The organism is Gilvibacter sediminis, assembly GCF_028561565.1.
Classification (GTDB): Bacteria; Bacteroidota; Bacteroidia; order Flavobacteriales; family Flavobacteriaceae; genus Gilvibacter; species Gilvibacter sediminis.
Map to the genome: position 1 here is coordinate 613,515 of NZ_JAQQTE010000004.1, position 16,283 is coordinate 629,797.

A 16,283-nucleotide genomic window follows, 5' to 3' on the forward strand; every position below is an offset into this window, starting at 1 on the left:
CACTATGGCTAAAAAAATCATCAATACTGCAAATGCTCCCGCTCCCATTGGACCTTATTCACAAGCAGTGATGTACGGAGATCTTCTGTATACCAGCGGTCAGATTGCGATCAATCCAGCCACTGGTGAAATGGTCATGGACACTATTGAGAAGGAGACCCGCCAAGTCATGGAAAACCTCAAGGCTGTGCTTTCTGCGGCTGATATGGGCTTTGAAAACGTGATCAAAACCACCATTTTCTTAAACGATATGCAGCAATTCGCTGCGGTAAATGCGGTTTATGGCGAGTATTTTGATGAACAGAACGCACCGGCGCGTGAAACGGTACAAGTGGCCAACTTACCTAAGTACGTCAACGTGGAGATCGGAATGATTGCTGGGCGCTAGTTGTTATTCTTTTTAGCACCGAAGTTTACAGGACCTAGATCTGGGTCGGAATCATCTGGAACTATGTTAAGCGGAGCGTCCTGATCTAGGGCAATGTCTTTATTGAAGATCTTTTTAACCAATTCTCTAAAGGTGTCAAAGTCTACCGTATAGGAGATTCCCGCACCTTGTTCAAAGTTGAGCTGCTCTCCAATGAATTGAATCTGTGCTTGACGGTTAAAGAAGTTCATCCGCAGCGAACCGTCCTCATTGATAAGCCATTGGATCTCCACATCCCCTGCAACTTGAGTATCGTTCACGCCACCCACAGGAATACCTACTTCTCCGTTAATGATGATTCGGTCTGTGATATTTGCAGAAATAGACGTTCTAAATCGGTCTCCAGTATCTAAGTCAGGACGGCGGTCCCCAACGTCATAGGCAACAGAAATATTGAGCTTGGAGTCTTTGTCATTCAAGAGATCGTTCAATACAGAGCCCACAGCTTGAGATACCACGCTGCCCACTGGATTGTCAAAACCTCCAGCGGTATCTTGGAATTGATCAATGGCCAAAAGGAAGATCGCCTGTTGTTCACGTTGCTCTTTAGAGCGAAGCTTATCGGCCAGCTCATCCGCCACTACATTGTTAGCACGCGGAAATTCTACAAAGAAATCCAGTTCTGGCTTTAATATCTCACCACTCAAGGCAACAACCGCATCTACATTGATCTTTCTGTTGGCTCCTGGGTTGTCTAGCAATACCGATGGATTTGCTGTTGTTTTATACCGTGCTTTGATGTTGAGATTGGCCCGAGTTGGATCTCCGTTCCAGGAAATAAGGCCGTCATCATCCACGTCAATCGTCTTGGAAATGATGTTCTGGTATTTGAAATCGTACTTCCCTTCTATCACCCGGAATTCTCCCCACATGTTGAACTTCCCTAAAGTGTTGAGCTCAACCAAGATCAATCCCGCTCCACGTCCTCGAAGCGTGGAACCGCTTTTTTGGTCAATAACCACCTCTACTAAGGCATTTGAGTTTATATCCAGGTCAAAATTCATTGCCAAACCAGTGATTTTTTCTTGCTCAATGATCTCTCCCCTTAAGCGGGCAGCTTTCTCTTCTGGTGACAAAAAGCGGATATAGCCTTCTTCACCTAAGGCTTCCACATCACTCAGTGGAATATTGAAAACAGTATTGGGCTCCGTAGTGGCCAAAACGTCTATAGTCAGCGCATCTGTTGGCCCGTAGATATCTGTTTCTCCACTTACAAAGGCGGTACCGTAATACAAGGCATCTTCCTCAAAAGGTGTGTCTAAAACAAGCAGATTATCTGTAATCACTTTCAAATTCAGGTTCCAGGTCTGAAAGTTTTGATGCGACACGTAGCCGGACAGTATTCCTCCAGAATTGTATTTGCTGTCTTTAAAGGGGATGTTCCCCAAATTCCATCGGCTTCCACTAATGAAGAGTTCTGAAGCATCTGCAAAGGCGTAATCAACATTTAGAACAGGAATTGCCAGACCACTGGCGTCCAAGGTGATCTTACCATTCACATCGGGTTTTTTATAACTTCCGCTGACTTGAGCGTAACCGCTGGCAAACCCACGTATGTCTGTGATCACGTCGGTCCCGAAGGGTGTTAACGCACTGAGATTCAATCGGTCTAAATTCACATCCAGATCGATCTGTGGCTCTCTCGGTCTCAGATCTATGCTACCTACGGCCGATATGGCTTTGACATTACCGCTGGTTAAGGTGCAATTGACATCGTATTGCGAGAGGTCTTGATTTCCGGTAACCTTAAGCAATAGATCCCCGTAATAGACCTCATTGATGTTCACATCGGAGATCTTTACGTTAGAATCTGGGTAATAGGCGCCATCCCGTTGTAAAAAGTTTAAACGACCGTTCACAATACCGTGAAGGTCCAAATTCTCAACAAGTGGAGTGATGTTTCCAATGTCTACATCGGTAAAATTGAGCTTAAAGTCCTTGTAGTCACTACCGCGCAAGAAACCGGCCATCTCAATGTATTCATTGTCGTGATTCATCACCAAGGAATCGATGCTCACATCTCTAAAGTTGTTGTCAAAGACGATCTTATTGCGTCTGTTGTTGTTTCTGTTGATATACCACACATTTTCTTTGAACTCCACCGTAGAGCGCTTAATACCCACCACCGACTTGCCGTCTGGATTGATAGTATGATATAAAGAAAGGTTGTATTTGTCTTTATTGTCAAAGCCTCCGGTAAATTCAGAACGAATGAACAGGGTGTCCTTTAGGGTGAAGTTGATCAACTCTACGTCTTTGAGATCGTAAAAGCCCATGTCTAGGGAATCCACTTGAATGTAGGTGTTAAAGAGCGGATTGTCATTGTCTACACGCAGATTGACCTTTCCGAGATAATTACCATAAACGCCGATCTCCGGCGAAATGAAATTGAGCTTGAACTCAGACTCATCAGAAGAAACCGAACCCGATACTTTAGAATTCTCGCCCAATTTGATCTCGGGTACAAATACATCCACAATTTTACTGAATACTTCAAACTCGTAATCCAGGTATTGATTGGTAGTCACCTCTATGGGTTGATAGTTTGCGTAAATACTACCCACACCGTTGCGGAAGAGATACGGCAGGTCCATGATCTTGAATTGCCCGATCAAACGACCGTCAATGACATCTGGAGAGATCACTTTGATCTCGCGCTCCTCGCCTACATTACCTGCTTGGACGATCAGATCATCAAAATAGTAGTAGTCCTCTAGGTTTTGATAAATGGTTTCCTTGAACTCAATCATCCCCACAGCATCATCTACATTAGTTCCTGTCATATCCATAAGGATCTCTCCGGAGAAAATACTGATGGAATCGCGCTTGATCAAATTGAGCTTGTTGAGATCTGCGAATTCCACATCCGCAGTAAAATCATAACGATTAATGGCAGCAGAAACATCGATCAAACCTTCAAAATCCATTTGGAGGTTGGGGTCATTGACCGTAAAGGCTCCGTTGAATTCAGGCTTTTGAAGTGTTCCACTTACAGAGACCCCTCGATAGGGGTAATCCATGACCTCCAAAACATTAAGGCGGCCGTTAATGCTTGATTTCACCGTCTCTACATTAAATCCTTGACCGTCAAAATTCAAGGAACCGTCTAGAATTCCAATACTTGAGGTACCCACAAAAGTGCCCAGATTGAATTGATCCATCCGCAGAAAACCTTTGTAAGTAGCGTTCTCAATCTCATTGATGCGCCCCATTTTAAAAACGGTCTGCAGATCCCCAAGGCCTGTGGCAATATATACGTCAGATTCTAAAGTGGTACCCGTAACGGTAGAACTACCGTTCACATCAAAGACCCCTAAACTCAACAGTTCTTGCGGCAAGTCTGCGAAGGTATTGGGCAATAAGCGTCTCAGATCGGAATAGCTGGTAGAAATTCGATGGTTCTTGGAATCTATGCTAAAACCTTTTTCTGAGCTGAGCAGGTTCACTCCGTGATAGCGGCCTCTGAGTCGTGTAGATCGAAAACGCGTATTGTCAGAATTAAAAACAAAATCGTTAAGTACTCCTTCAAATTCTCCAGAAACAAGGAGTGTTTCATCAGCTCCAAACTCGTTGTAAAAAGCGCGCAAGTCATTAGTACCAATTTCTGAAGGCTCAAAGTCTGCCGTGATCTTCACTTTGTTGATGAAATCCCCCAGCTTGTCTGGATAATCCAACATTACTGAAGCCGAGATATTGGAATAACCCGTTTGTAAAAGCAGGTCTTTGATCTCCATATGAGCAGGTCCATAGGTATAATGGCCACTCATATGATTCACACAAACTCCGTTGCGTTCGTTGAAGTAAATATGCCGAACCCAAAGACTCACGACATCGTCGTTGATCTCAAAGTCTTCAGCATTAAGTATGAAATCCCGAAAGTCAAACATCAAGACCAACTCCTGATTCTCATCGCGAATGCGAATGTGTGTCTCTTCCATGTTCACCTCAGTGGCTTTAAGCACAAAAGGTTCTCCACTGGGCGGATTGTCACTTTCAAATTTCTCAATGAAGAGGGTTAAGTTATCATCCTCTTCTCCTTCATAGGTGGTCAAGTGAAAATTTAATCCCGCAAAATCAACATGCCCTAAGTCTGGATTGCCATCATACAAGCTCTTGAAGCTCAATATGGAAGCCGATAGCTTTTCGGTGAAGATCAAAGTATCGTCATGGTGGTCTCTGATCATCAACTCCTTAAGCACCACATCGCCATTCCAGCCAAGCCCTACCCGCTCAATACTGATGTTGGTATTGAAGTCCTCATTGACTGTTTTGGTGAGCTTTTTAGCTATTGCGGTCTGAACCACCGGCAAGGAGATCAAGATGATTCCGGTCACCAAAAACAACAGCAGGATCAATAAGATCCGCAGGAAACGTTTTCGGTATTTTTTCAGAGCGCTCAAAGTCGTAATTTTGTAATCAATAAACGTACCACGTATTATGGCAAAGCCTACTTATATCTTGGGAATAGAGTCCTCTTGCGATGACACCAGTGCTGCTGTCATTGCAAACGGGAAAATGCTTTCGAATGTTGTCGCTACACAGAAAATTCACGAGCAGTATGGCGGGGTTGTTCCCGAGCTTGCCTCGAGAGCGCATCAGCAAAATATAGTTCCGGTGGTACATCAGGCCTTGGTTCAAGCAAATATCGAAAAAAAAGACCTAAGCGCCATAGCTTTTACCAGCGGACCTGGACTTATGGGATCCTTGCTTGTTGGCACCTCATTTGCCAAGTCTTTAGCTATGGGATTGAACATTCCGCTCATTGATGTGCACCACATGCGCGCGCACATTTTAGCACACTTTATTGATGTTGAGGGACAAAAGCCTCCAGAGTTTCCTTTTATCGCCTTAACCATTAGTGGTGGACATACGCAGTTGGTACTAGTTCACGACTATTTTGATATGGAGCTTTTGGGAGAAACGATAGACGATGCCGTTGGCGAGTGTTTTGATAAGTCTGGAAAGATCTTAGGCCTGCCATATCCTGGCGGCCCGCTTTTTGATAAATTGGCTCAGCAAGGGAATCCTAAGGCTTTCCCTTTTCCAAAACCTAAAGTCGGACCTTATGAGTTCAGCTTTAGTGGCCTCAAGACAGCAGTCTTGTATTTTGTGCAGAAGAATACGGCCCAAAACCCGAATTTCATTGAGGAGAACATTAAAGATATCTGCGCCAGTGTGCAGTTTACCATTGTGGATTATATCATGGATAAACTCAAGAATGCAGTGCGTGATACGGGTGTGAATCGAGTCGCTATAGGCGGAGGAGTTTCTGCCAACAGCAGTATTCGTCAAGCTATGGTAGACGCCAAAACCGAGTTAGGTTGGGACACCTTTATCCCTCCGTTTCAGTTTTGTACAGACAATGCGGGGATGATTGCCATGGTAGGTCAACTCAAATACGAGCGCGAGAACTTTGCGGGTTACGAGTTGCACGCCAAAGCGCGCATGCCTTTTACGCGTCCTGCAGAGATCTAAGTCTTTTTATACCTTTACTACATGCAATTGTTCTTCCAGCCCGATCTTGACTCCAACAGTACCAGTGTTGGATTTGATAAAGACGAAAGTCGTCATATAACGCGCGTTTTAAGGAAATCCACTGGCGATGTGATTCACATCACCAACGGTAAAGGTTTGCTTTTTACAGGCGAATTGGGCGTGGTGGAACCCAAGCATTGTGAAGCCTATATCACCAAGGTAGAAAAGCTGCCTGCCCTTCCCTACCGTTTGCATATGGCGGTTGCTCCGACCAAATCTAACGACCGATTTGAATGGTTCTTAGAAAAAGCTACGGAGCTAGGAATAAGTACGATTACTCCGCTGCTTTGTGATCACAGCGAACGCAAGCAGATCAACTGGGAGCGCTACAACAAGATCGTGGTGAGTGCCATGAAACAATCGCTACAAACCTTTTTGCCAGAACTCAATGAGCTGACTGCTTTTAAAGACTTTATCAGCAAACAGGCGAATCTTAAAGCGGTAAAGGCCATTGCTCATTGTGAAGATGGCGCCAAAGAGCCTTTAAAAGACCTTGTTAGCAAAGAGCAACAGCAAATTGATGTTTTGATATTAATTGGTCCTGAAGGCGACTTTAGCCCAGAAGAGATCGCCTTTGCTGCCGAGGCCGGTTTTGTTCCGGTATCTTTAGGAACACAGCGCTTACGCACAGAGACCGCTGCAATTGCAGCCTGTCACACCCTAGCCTTATTGCGCGGATAAAAATTGAAACCCAGAGCCGAAGCCCCGGGTTTCGCTAACCAACCTTGATTCAAAAAAATTGAAAAAAAGTATCATTGTTTGGTCCACTGCAGGGTCACATCAGGGGAACCTTCTCCACAGGCATCGGTAATATCATCCTGAAAGGTCAAGGTAAAACTGCTGTCGTCTCCAGATATATACATTCCATTACCTCCCACTCCTGGACCCAAGAATATGGAGTTCTCGCCACAAGCGGTAAAGGTGAACTGCTCATCGGCAAAGATCACCTCCTCGCACACAAAATCCATCACATATGAAGTAAGGTTGTCTATGCCAACAGAAGCCACATAAAAGGCTTCAAATGCGCGTTGGTTCGGGCCTGTTAAAGTCACTCCTAAGGCAGCCTCAGATGTGGATTGATCAAAGAGCGTTAACACCACGCCGCCTCCGTCAGGATCAAAGGTATCCAAGCCAAATATGGTAGGCGTCACTTGCTCCACTAAATAATCTCCAGTAAATGCGCCAGGCTCTACAGGACATGTAATGAAAATCCTGATTGTAAGTGTACTAGATACAACTACCTCACCAGAAACTTCAATACTTACAATCACCTCTTCTGTAGGGATCTGCTCTCCTAAAGGGTCTATTCCAGAGATGGTAAAACTCCCTTGATAGGCGTTTGCAGGAATGGTGAAACTACTCGGGATATTATAGTATTCTGAACCCAAATCGGCGGGTGCGTTTATTGATAGATTAAAGTTTCGATCCATCGGCGCACGGGTGGAGCTGTTCACCACCACTTCTGCCGTTCCAGAATCGTTGATCAGAATGGCGAGTTCTACAGTAGATTTCGCAAAACTGAGTAGGGTCTGACCGTTATCCGGATCAAACAGGATACGGTCCTTATCGGAATCGCAGGCGGTAAATGCCACGCAATTCAACAGTATTAAGATGATATACTTTTTCATAATTGCTACATTTAATTGGTGTCATAACCAGGGTTCTGTTCAATATTCGGGTTCACATCGATCTCTGCCTGTGGGATGGGCAACGTAAACTTGAAGTCCGTAGGCAGGAGTTCGCAAGGCGTTGGTCCGCCGCAATCGGCATCGTTACGAACGATCCCCAAACCAGTGATATCACGGGTTCTTCTCAGATCAATAAATCGATGCCCTTCATAGGCTAATTCTTTGCGTCGCTCACTTAAAATGTCAGTAATGGCTTCGAGAACAGTGGAATAATTAGGAGCCGGCTGATCGGATCCAAAGCGCGCGTCACGAAGGGCATCGATGGTTATGGCTGCCTCGGCCAGCTGCCCCAAACGGGCTTGAGCTTCGGCTTTGATTAAATATTGCTCGGCCACGCGATAGAGTTTCAGGTCATTCAACCCAAACTGTCCATCACGACCGGGATATTTCTTGATAAATAACGTCTCGGGAGGATTACTTACCGGATCAATGGTTCCGCCATCTTCATCATCGTCTAACAAAACATCATAGCGGATATCTAAAGGGTCTAAGGAATCAAAGAGTCCAAAAGACATCTCAAAGAAAGCACCTCCGGTACCTGTGAAATAGAACAATCCTCCAGCTCTCCCGTCTGCTACGGTACGGGAAGCCTTAAAGATCACCTCCGTGTTGTCTGCATCGGCATACATAGCTACATATTGAGCTCTATCGGCCAAGGGATAGGTGGCGATCAACTGATCGGCCAAAGAGATGGCTTGCGCATTGTTTCCTCGGTATAGGGCGATACGCGCCTTCAGCGCCGTGATAAAGTCCTTATTGAGAAAGATATTGGCGGAATCCTCTAAAATGGCTTCAGCAGCATCTAAATCGCTTAAAATACCCGCAAACACATCTCCAACGCTGTCACGCCCGGGCAGTTCCAAGATGACCACAAAGTCTATATAAGGCACTCCCAAGTCGCCATCGGCAAAACCTGGGGCGAAAACCGTTAGTAGATCAAAATGCGCCAAAGCTCTCAAGGCTAATGCTTGTCCTTCAATTTGCCTTAGACGATCTACCTGAGCCTCCGTCAAGGAAGATGAGTCTATAGTCTCAATGGCTTCTAAAACGCGATTGGCGCGATTGATCACCGCGTAATAGCTGGAATAAATATTATTTACCACGCCACTGCCTGCGTTTATGGTCTGATTGTGCTCAACGGTTCCCTGACCGCCGTTGTCTACTCCAAAACGCAGATCGTCTGTGAATCTGGAGGAGAATTGAATGATCAGCTGTGGATTGTAAGCCGCATAGGCCCCGCTTAGCGCAAGGTCAATGTCTTCCGGAGTGGTCAAGGCGCCCTCTGCAGCTACGGAATCTACCGGAAGTATGTCCGTAGCGTCACGGCAGCCTGCAAACAGCAGCGCCACCGAGGCGATATATATAAATAACTTCTTCATGATTTCAATTTTTAAAAGGTTAAGTCTAAACCGAGTGTAAATGTTCTGGCGGTCGGGAAATCGAAAAAGGAAGATCCTGTATTGGTCTCCGGATCGAAGCCTCGCCAACGACTAAAGGTTAACACGTTCTGTCCTTGCATATAAATACGCGCAGCTGCAAACGGTTTCTTCTTGAACTGTTCTCCACGCAGGGTGTAGGACAGCACAATATTTCTCAAGCGCAAAAAGGAACTGTTTTCCAAATAGCGGTCTCCAGCTTGAAATCTAAATCCGCCCAAGTTGGGATCCGGAACATCGGTGATGTCTCCCGGCTGACTCCAAGCGTTAAGCACTGTGGTGCTCTGATTGGCAAATCCCGCTAAAGAGGGATCCTCGGTTACCGCAAGGGAACCGTTAGTGCGGTACTGCTCCGCAGCAAAACTCCAAAGGCAAGAAAGTCCAAAGCCTTTGTATTGTACATCGGCACCAAAACCACCGCTGTAGAGCGGCTGAGTACCCTTTCCTAGGAAAACGGCATCATCTGGATTGAACTGATTGGTGATCTGCCCGTTGGCGTCTAAATACAGTGGTTCTCCGTTAGCCGGATTCACACCTGCATAGCGCACCAAGCGGAACTCTCCAATAGATTGACCCACTCCAAGATTACCGACTCGCTCTTCTCCGTCAAAAAGACTGAGAATCTCGTTGTCGTTGTAGTTCACATTACCGTAGAGGTTGACAAAGAGCTGCTTGGCTTCATTGCGCACCAAGGCATAATTGAATTCAAAGTCAACCCCTTTGTTTCTGAGCTTTCCGACATTGTCTGGGAAGGTGTTGAAACCTGAAGTCAGAGAAACGGGGCGAAAAAGCAAGGCATCTCTGGTGGTGTTGGAATAGAAATCCAGGTTTCCACTAAAGCGGTTCTCAAAGAAGCTGAAATCAATTCCAAGATTGGCCTGGGTGGTTTCCTCCCACTTCAGGTTATCATTACCAATAGCGCTTGGAACTACACCTGGCGTAGCATTGTAGCCAATGGCTGGAGAAAACAGACTGAACTGCCCAAAAGGAATAAACAGCTCCTGATTTCCTACCGTACCATAACTGACACGCAAGGCGAGCTCATTAACCCACTCTTGTTTGGCCATAAAAGCTTCATTGGCAATATTCCATCGGCCGGAAACGGCATAAAAAGTTCCGAACTCATTCTCATCTGGGAAAAAGGACGATCCATCACGACGCAAACTGGCCTGCAGCTCATAACGCTTGTCGTAACGGTAGCTCAGCACTCCAAAGTACGAGAAGAGCCCGCGATCGTTCTGAGATCCAAAAAGAATGGGGATGTACGGTCTGGTTTCGGCTCCGCCTTGTAACTCTACCACTTGCCCAGAAGTGATCCCGTTGATTGACTGCTCAAAAAGCGGATTAAGTCCAAAACCGACAAAACCGAAGGAACGCACATGCCGTTTATTGTACTCGGTAAACAGCGAGGCCGTTACATCGTGCACATCCCCAAAGGTGTTCTTATATTTTAAACTGGCGTTGAAATTCAAGCGCAGGTCTCTAAAATCACTTTCTTGGCGCGAGCCTTTCAGATCAGAATCCGCAGTGGGTGTAATTAAACCGCGAATACTCCCTGGTGTAGTGATAATGGTCCCGTTCTGTTGGCGGTAATCCGCTCCCAAAAGGGCTCCTAACTTGAGATTCTTGGCCAATTCATAAGAGGCGTCCAAGGAACCGATCAAGCGCAGTTCTTCTTCATTATCGGTGTTGAAAGTGGCCGTATTCAGTGCCAAATAAGGCGTGTTGAGAAAGCCATTGGCTCCCGAGGCATTGATGGATCCATCCGCGTTAAGCGCTCCAGAAGCCACAGTACCAAAGGTGTTCAAACTTCCATCAGCATTAAATGCGTCCTGAAACGGCAAACCGATATAAGGCACAATGAACGGATTGTCCAACTGACCTCCTGTATTGCCGCCACGAGCGCGATCGACCACAAAATTACTCTTGCTAAAATTCGCTGTGAATTGACTGGAGAGCTGAAAACGGTCTGAACGCACTTCATTGTTCGTTCTAAAGGTGAATCGCTGCAAGGAAGATCCTAAAGTGATTCCCTCCTGCTCAAAATAACCCAAGGAATTGAAGCTTCTGCTGTTCTCACTACCGCGAGATACGGCGATCTCATGAGAAATGGTCGTTCCATTTCTAAAGAAGATATCGCTCCAATCCGTGTTGATCTGTGCAAGATCTGCGATCTCTTGATCAGTCAGGCCGTTCCCGGCTCCTGTACCGATGAGTCTTTGGTATTCCAACAGCTCACGCGAGGATAGCACGTCAAAGTTCGGATCGGGTTTTAAGGAAACACCATACTGAGAACGATAGGTCAAAGTGAGTGGGCTGTTAAACTTACCGCGTTTGGTAGTCACCACGATCACCCCACCGGCTGCACGGCTTCCGTACAAGGCAGAAGCAGAAGCGTCCTTAAGGACTTGAATGTCTTCAATGTCGTTGGCATTCAAACTGCGGAAGTTGTCTTGGTCTACAAAGACTCCATCAATTACAAACAGCGGTTCACTGTCGCCATTAAAGGAATTCACCCCACGAATGGTAATGGTTCCCTGTTGTCCCGGCTGTCCAGAACCTGTGGCTACGTTAAGTCCGGCAACACGTCCCTGTAAGACCTGATCTAAGGAAGCAATAGGCACTTGCTCTACTTCTTTGGCTTTAACCGTGCTCACGGCGGCCGTTGGATTCTCCAAACCGTAAATAGGCGCTGAGATCACGACAGTCTCTAAAGCTTCGGACTCCAGAACCACGTCGATCTGGCTGCGTCCATTAATAGCGACTTCCAATGGCGCGGTTGATACATACGAAAACACCAGGGTTTGACTGCCATCTACATTGATGGTATACGTTCCGTCAAGGTCGGTTTGTACCCCTAAATTGGTGTCTTTGATTTGCACAGTGGCTCCAAACAAAGGAAAGCCCTCTGTGTCTGATACGGTACCTGTTACTGTGAGCTCTTGCGCCATCCCTAGCCAAGGGACCAACAAGAATAGCAAGCAGGCATTTTTCAAAATACTCTTCATACTAGCAAATTTTGATGAAACAAAAACGAGGCTTTAAAAGCAGAGCTGCTCTTAAATGCGCTAGTACAAAGATTTAATGGAAACCCAGGCTTTATGGGTGCAATGGATAAGGATTACCCTTTACCTTTTTAAAGTTTACCTAAGCCCGTTCGGGCTTTACCTTTACCTTTTTAAGGAATGTAAGCCTATGTATATAAGGCTTTTACGTATTGTGAAGGAGTAACCTCGTTGATCTTTTTGAACGATTTGTTGAAGGTCACCTTGTTGTTGAAGCCTACCTCGTAAGCCACGTCTATGATGTTCTTCTCACGCTCGGTATCGGCTTTGAGAATTTCCATAGCTTCCTTAATTCTGTAGCTGTTGATCAGCTCAAAGAAGTTCTGTCCAAAATGCTCATTAATGATCTGAGAGGCGCTGTGACGTGTAGTCCCTAAACGATCCGCCAAAGAGTCGAGATTAATATCGTTCTCCCGATAGATCTTCTCTTCATCCAACAAACGCATGAGCTGGTTTTTCAGTTCAAGAGAATAACTATTGGTCAAACCAGAGTTCTTGTATTTGAGGTAGTTGGATTCTAAATGGAAGCCCATCAATACCTTTGGACGGCTGTAGGCCACATAGGCGACATACAATACCATACCAGACATTAAGATCAACTGGGAGTTGAAAATAAGCCCTGTGTTGATATCGGCCATCAAAAGAATACCGTAGATCACATATACTAAGGCATACAAGATCTGAAAGCCCACAATGTTGCGCTGCCACAAATACAATGGTGTTTGCACTTGGGTACGATGTGTTCTGGTCTTTAAGAACAACATGAGCGTCAATGAGGCGTAAACGATCAAAGAAATGATCTTACCTCCTGCAACAATCTGACCGTAAGGGTTAGCACTGTAAGTTCCTAAACCAAGCATCATACGCAGCTTTTCTTCTGCGGTTAAAGAATAAATGGGTAGAAACATGATCACCAATGCCAATGTTGGTAATAAATGCAGGGCATCGATTATTCTTGGTTTATAACCTGTCTTGATTCGTCTAAAATAGAAGTACAGCAGCGGTCCATAAAGGAAAGAGAATACCGTAGACATACTTTGTGTATGCGGTAATTCAAAGGTGTAATTCATGGTGTATAATCCGACGTGGATGATGAACACAGAGTGGATGAGCAAAAAGAGGCTCAAAAAGAGTGCTGCGAGCTTATCCTTTCGTTTTCTGATGTTGATGATAAAGACTATGAAGAACCCAATAAGCCCTGAATAGATATAAAAGAGCGCGATCCATTTAAATTGAGGCACGTATTGATCTACTAACGATATATACTCTGGTGCGTCAGAAATGTAATTGAACGAGCTGTGCTCTACAAAGTGAAAGTCTAGAGTTCGCTTTACGTATTTGTCAATGTAGATGGCAGCGGTCTCTGCATCATTGGTCTTTGCGGCCTTAAATGCCAACTCGCGGAACATGAGGACAGAATCTATCTGAACTTCCTCTTGCATATGGGCTGATGAGATCTGGGCAAAAGAAGTTGTGCCGCTCAAAACGAGGAGCAGTAGCACAATTGTTTTTTTGAATTTCGCCTGGATGGTTAGCATAGCCGAATTTTACATTAAAGATAAGCCTCAACAAGGTAAAATAAAAGCGGACCGTAATTCCCGATAGAAGTTTACTCGTAAACCTTTATCAGGAAACCTATGTAACTACTTGTCTTACAAATATATAAATCACCTCTCAAAAACGAGCAAAATTTTAACATCTGTAAAGCAATAGATTCGTTAAACCTTGTAAGATCTTTAGTAATTGAACAATTTACCCTCAAAATACCCTGCAATTTTATCACTTTTTGGCATTTATTTATGAGAAAGGAAGCTTACCTTTAAACCATGTCAAACAGACTGAGAAATCTTCTGCTATTCATTACTCTCTTAAGTGGTATTTACACATCACAAGCGCAAGAGATCGCTGTGTTGCAATACGGTGGTGGTGGAGATTGGTACAGTAATCCTACAGCGGTTCCTAATTTGGTGCGTTTTTGCAATCAAGAGATCGGGACGGTGATGAAAGATAGAATTACCAGCGTAAAACCAGGCAGTATTGATCTGTTTAACTATCCGATGTTACATATGACGGGACACGGCAATGTCTATTTTTCTGACGAAGAAGCCGAGAATCTACGCGCCTATTTGTTAAGCGGAGGCTTTTTACACATTGACGACAATTACGGTATGGATCCTTATTTACGCAAAGAGTTGGTAAAGATCTTTCCAGACAAAGAATTGAGGGAATTACCAGCCTCCCACCCTATTTTTAGCGCGCACTTTAAATTTCCAGAAGGATTGCCCAAGATCCACGAACACGACAGTGGCAGACCTCAGGCCTTTGGGATTTTTGAGAATGATCGTCTTTTACTATTGTATACTTTTGAGTCTGATATAGGCGATGGCTGGGAAAACCCAGAGATCCACAACGATCCGCCAGCCGTGCGTCTCAAAGCCTTGCAAATGGGCGCTAATATTGTCAAATTTGCCTTTAATCAATAAAGGTGAATCAACTTACTCACGATCAAAATCCATTCAAGCCCAAAAGCTTTCCCATAGCCTTACTTACGGATGGCGTGCGCTCTCCAGCCAATATTGGCGGGCTTTTTAGACTGATGGATGCTTTTGGAATTAAGGATATTTTCTTGGCTGACTCTCAGGTTGATTTGAACTCCTCCAGACTCAAGCGTACTGCGCGTGGCACCGAACGAAAGCTTAATATCCTAGCCTATGACACTGCAGCCGATGCCCTTGCCGCTATTCAAGAGCAGCGTCCTGAAGCAAAATTGATCGCCTTGGAGATCACGTCCGACAGCGAAGTGATAGACAGCTTTGAAGTTGCTTCTACTGTAGAGTATATCTTAGTTCTCGGCGGAGAGCTTCACGGAGTAAGTGAGCCCATTTTAGCGCAATGCGAAAAGGTGGTTCACATCCCTATGTACGGCAACAACAGCAGCATGAATGTGACCCAGTCTGCGGCTATTGCGCTGCATACACTAACTCAAAAGCTTTTGTAGTTGCGCTGCTAAATGCCTACTTTTAATTCATCAAACTGACTGAAATGACCTCCAAGACCATCTCCAATGGAATTTTACGTGCAATAGGAATACTGGTCGCAATCGCCATGCTTATTTGGTTTCTTTACCAAATACGCTCAGTTTTGGTCTATATCTGCTTGGCGGCAGTGATCACCTTGATCGGCAGACCCATCGTGGTCTTTTTAAGAAGACGCCTGCGCTTTGGAAATACTTTGGCGGTAATTAGCACCATTACGCTGATGTTTGGGGTCTTTTTAGGAATCATGTCGCTTTTTATTCCGCTTATTGCCAAACAGAGTAAAAACCTCTCCCTGCTGAATATGAATGGCTTGCAGAGCAATTTTGAATCACTTTTTGATCAAGCCAATGCCTATTTCTCTAACAAAGGCATTGATATCCTGACTTCATTGGAAGAAATGGACTGGCTCTCTAAGATTGATTATAATGCCGTTCCAGACTTTTTGAATCATATCTTCGGAGCCTTGGGTTCCTTTAGTATAGGGCTGTTCTCTGTGCTGTTCATCACCTTTTTCTTTTTGAAGGACAGTGCCCTTTTTGACAATGCCGTCTTGAGTTTGGTGAAGAATTCTGATGAGAATCGGCTTAAAAAAAGCATTACCAAGATCCGCAACCTCTTGACGCGCTACTTTGTAGGCCTCTTGGCACAGGTGATGGTGATCTTTATTCTCTACACCATTTTACTGCTGATCTTTGGCATTGAGAACGCTGTGGTAATTGCGTTTTTATGTGCGCTGCTGAATCTAATTCCCTATGTAGGACCACTTATTGGTGGGGGATTGATGTTGCTTCTGAGCATGAGCAGTAATATAGGTGCGGACTTTCAGACCGTGATTCTGCCTACAACTATTTACGTTATGATTGGAGTGGTGATTGTGCAACTCATTGACAATTTTGTAAACCAACCGCTGATCTTCTCTTCCAGCGTTAAATCACATCCGCTAGAGATCTTTTTGATCATTATTATTGGCGGATTACTACTGGGAATTGTTGGGATGGTTGTCGCTGTTCCTGTCTACACGGCTGTAAAAGTAATTGCCAAGGAATTCCTTTCTGAATACAAGGTGGTACAACGCCTGACCAAAAATCTATAGC

Annotated in this window: 11 protein-coding genes; 6 read left to right on the forward strand and 5 right to left on the reverse strand. The window is 44.9% G+C overall.

Features of this window, described 5'->3' with window-relative positions:
- The first annotated feature begins 4 nt into the window (after window positions 1-4).
- A complete protein-coding gene (locus POW22_RS10085; protein WP_272832545.1) occupies window positions 5-388 on the forward strand; it encodes a RidA family protein in 384 nt (127 codons plus the stop codon).
- On the opposite strand, the gene POW22_RS10090 is transcribed toward POW22_RS10085, so the two are convergent.
- A complete protein-coding gene (locus POW22_RS10090) occupies window positions 385-4,827 on the reverse strand; it encodes a translocation/assembly module TamB domain-containing protein (protein ID WP_272832546.1) in 4,443 nt (1,480 codons plus the stop codon). The genes POW22_RS10085 and POW22_RS10090 overlap by 4 nt on opposite strands.
- 37 nt (window positions 4,828-4,864) lie before the next feature.
- Here POW22_RS10090 and tsaD point away from each other — a divergent pair, with 37 nt between their 5' ends.
- Both tsaD and POW22_RS10100 read left to right on the forward strand, forming a co-directional pair.
- Entirely contained in the window at window positions 4,865-5,902 is a 1,038-nt protein-coding gene (gene tsaD, locus POW22_RS10095; protein ID WP_272832547.1) for a tRNA (adenosine(37)-N6)-threonylcarbamoyltransferase complex transferase subunit TsaD, read from the forward strand.
- Between the two features lie 21 nt (window positions 5,903-5,923).
- Window positions 5,924-6,643 (forward strand): 16S rRNA (uracil(1498)-N(3))-methyltransferase, encoded by a 720-nt coding sequence (locus tag POW22_RS10100; protein WP_272832548.1) that lies wholly within the window; start codon window positions 5,924-5,926, stop codon window positions 6,641-6,643.
- A 71-nt stretch (window positions 6,644-6,714) separates the two neighbouring features.
- On the opposite strand, the gene POW22_RS10105 is transcribed toward POW22_RS10100, so the two are convergent.
- From POW22_RS10105 to POW22_RS10120, 4 genes are all read right to left on the reverse strand, one after another.
- The gene (locus POW22_RS10105; RefSeq protein WP_272832549.1) at window positions 6,715-7,590 is read right to left on the reverse strand and encodes a hypothetical protein; all 876 of its coding nucleotides are present in this window, start codon (window positions 7,588-7,590) and stop codon (window positions 6,715-6,717) included.
- An 11-nt stretch (window positions 7,591-7,601) separates the two neighbouring features.
- Window positions 7,602-9,029 (reverse strand): RagB/SusD family nutrient uptake outer membrane protein, encoded by a 1,428-nt coding sequence (locus POW22_RS10110; protein WP_272832550.1) that lies wholly within the window; start codon window positions 9,027-9,029, stop codon window positions 7,602-7,604.
- 11 nt (window positions 9,030-9,040) lie between these two features.
- Window positions 9,041-12,094, reverse strand: a complete 3,054-nt coding sequence (locus POW22_RS10115) for a SusC/RagA family TonB-linked outer membrane protein (RefSeq protein ID WP_272832551.1) — start codon at window positions 12,092-12,094, stop codon at window positions 9,041-9,043.
- A 185-nt stretch (window positions 12,095-12,279) separates the two neighbouring features.
- A complete protein-coding gene (locus tag POW22_RS10120) occupies window positions 12,280-13,653 on the reverse strand; it encodes a helix-turn-helix domain-containing protein (RefSeq protein WP_272832552.1) in 1,374 nt (457 codons plus the stop codon).
- Window positions 13,654-13,977: 324 nt separating this feature from the next.
- Between POW22_RS10120 and POW22_RS10125 the strand changes: the two genes are divergently transcribed.
- Genes POW22_RS10125 through POW22_RS10135 form a run of 3 tightly spaced genes read left to right on the forward strand, consistent with a single transcriptional unit; the run spans window position 13,978 to window position 16,282 of the window.
- Entirely contained in the window at window positions 13,978-14,634 is a 657-nt protein-coding gene (locus POW22_RS10125; RefSeq protein ID WP_272832553.1) for a DUF4159 domain-containing protein, read from the forward strand.
- Window positions 14,635-14,636: 2 nt separating this feature from the next.
- On the forward strand, window positions 14,637-15,149 hold the full coding sequence (locus POW22_RS10130; protein ID WP_272832554.1) for a TrmH family RNA methyltransferase: 513 nt from the start codon (window positions 14,637-14,639) through the stop codon (window positions 15,147-15,149).
- A gap of 44 nt (window positions 15,150-15,193) precedes the next feature.
- Window positions 15,194-16,282 carry an AI-2E family transporter gene (locus tag POW22_RS10135; protein ID WP_272832555.1) on the forward strand — a complete coding sequence of 363 codons (1,089 nt, stop codon included), beginning with the start codon at window positions 15,194-15,196 and terminating at the stop codon, window positions 16,280-16,282.
- The last annotated feature ends 1 nt before the right edge of the window (window position 16,283 follow it).

Bases quoted from the DNA above. Each gene is read 5' to 3' on its own strand.
- POW22_RS10085 (WP_272832545.1), top strand. From the start codon at position 5: ATGGCTAAAAAAATCATCAATACTGCAAATGCTCCCGCTCCCATTGGA.
- tsaD (WP_272832547.1), top strand. From the start codon at position 4,865: ATGGCAAAGCCTACTTATATCTTGGGAATAGAGTCCTCTTGCGATGAC.
- POW22_RS10100 (WP_272832548.1), top strand. From the start codon at position 5,924: ATGCAATTGTTCTTCCAGCCCGATCTTGACTCCAACAGTACCAGTGTT.
- POW22_RS10105 (WP_272832549.1), bottom strand. From the start codon at position 7,590: ATGAAAAAGTATATCATCTTAATACTGTTGAATTGCGTGGCATTTACC.
- POW22_RS10110 (WP_272832550.1), bottom strand. From the start codon at position 9,029: ATGAAGAAGTTATTTATATATATCGCCTCGGTGGCGCTGCTGTTTGCA.
- POW22_RS10115 (WP_272832551.1), bottom strand. From the start codon at position 12,094: ATGAAGAGTATTTTGAAAAATGCCTGCTTGCTATTCTTGTTGGTCCCT.
- POW22_RS10125 (WP_272832553.1), top strand. From the start codon at position 13,978: ATGTCAAACAGACTGAGAAATCTTCTGCTATTCATTACTCTCTTAAGT.
- POW22_RS10135 (WP_272832555.1), top strand. From the start codon at position 15,194: ATGACCTCCAAGACCATCTCCAATGGAATTTTACGTGCAATAGGAATA.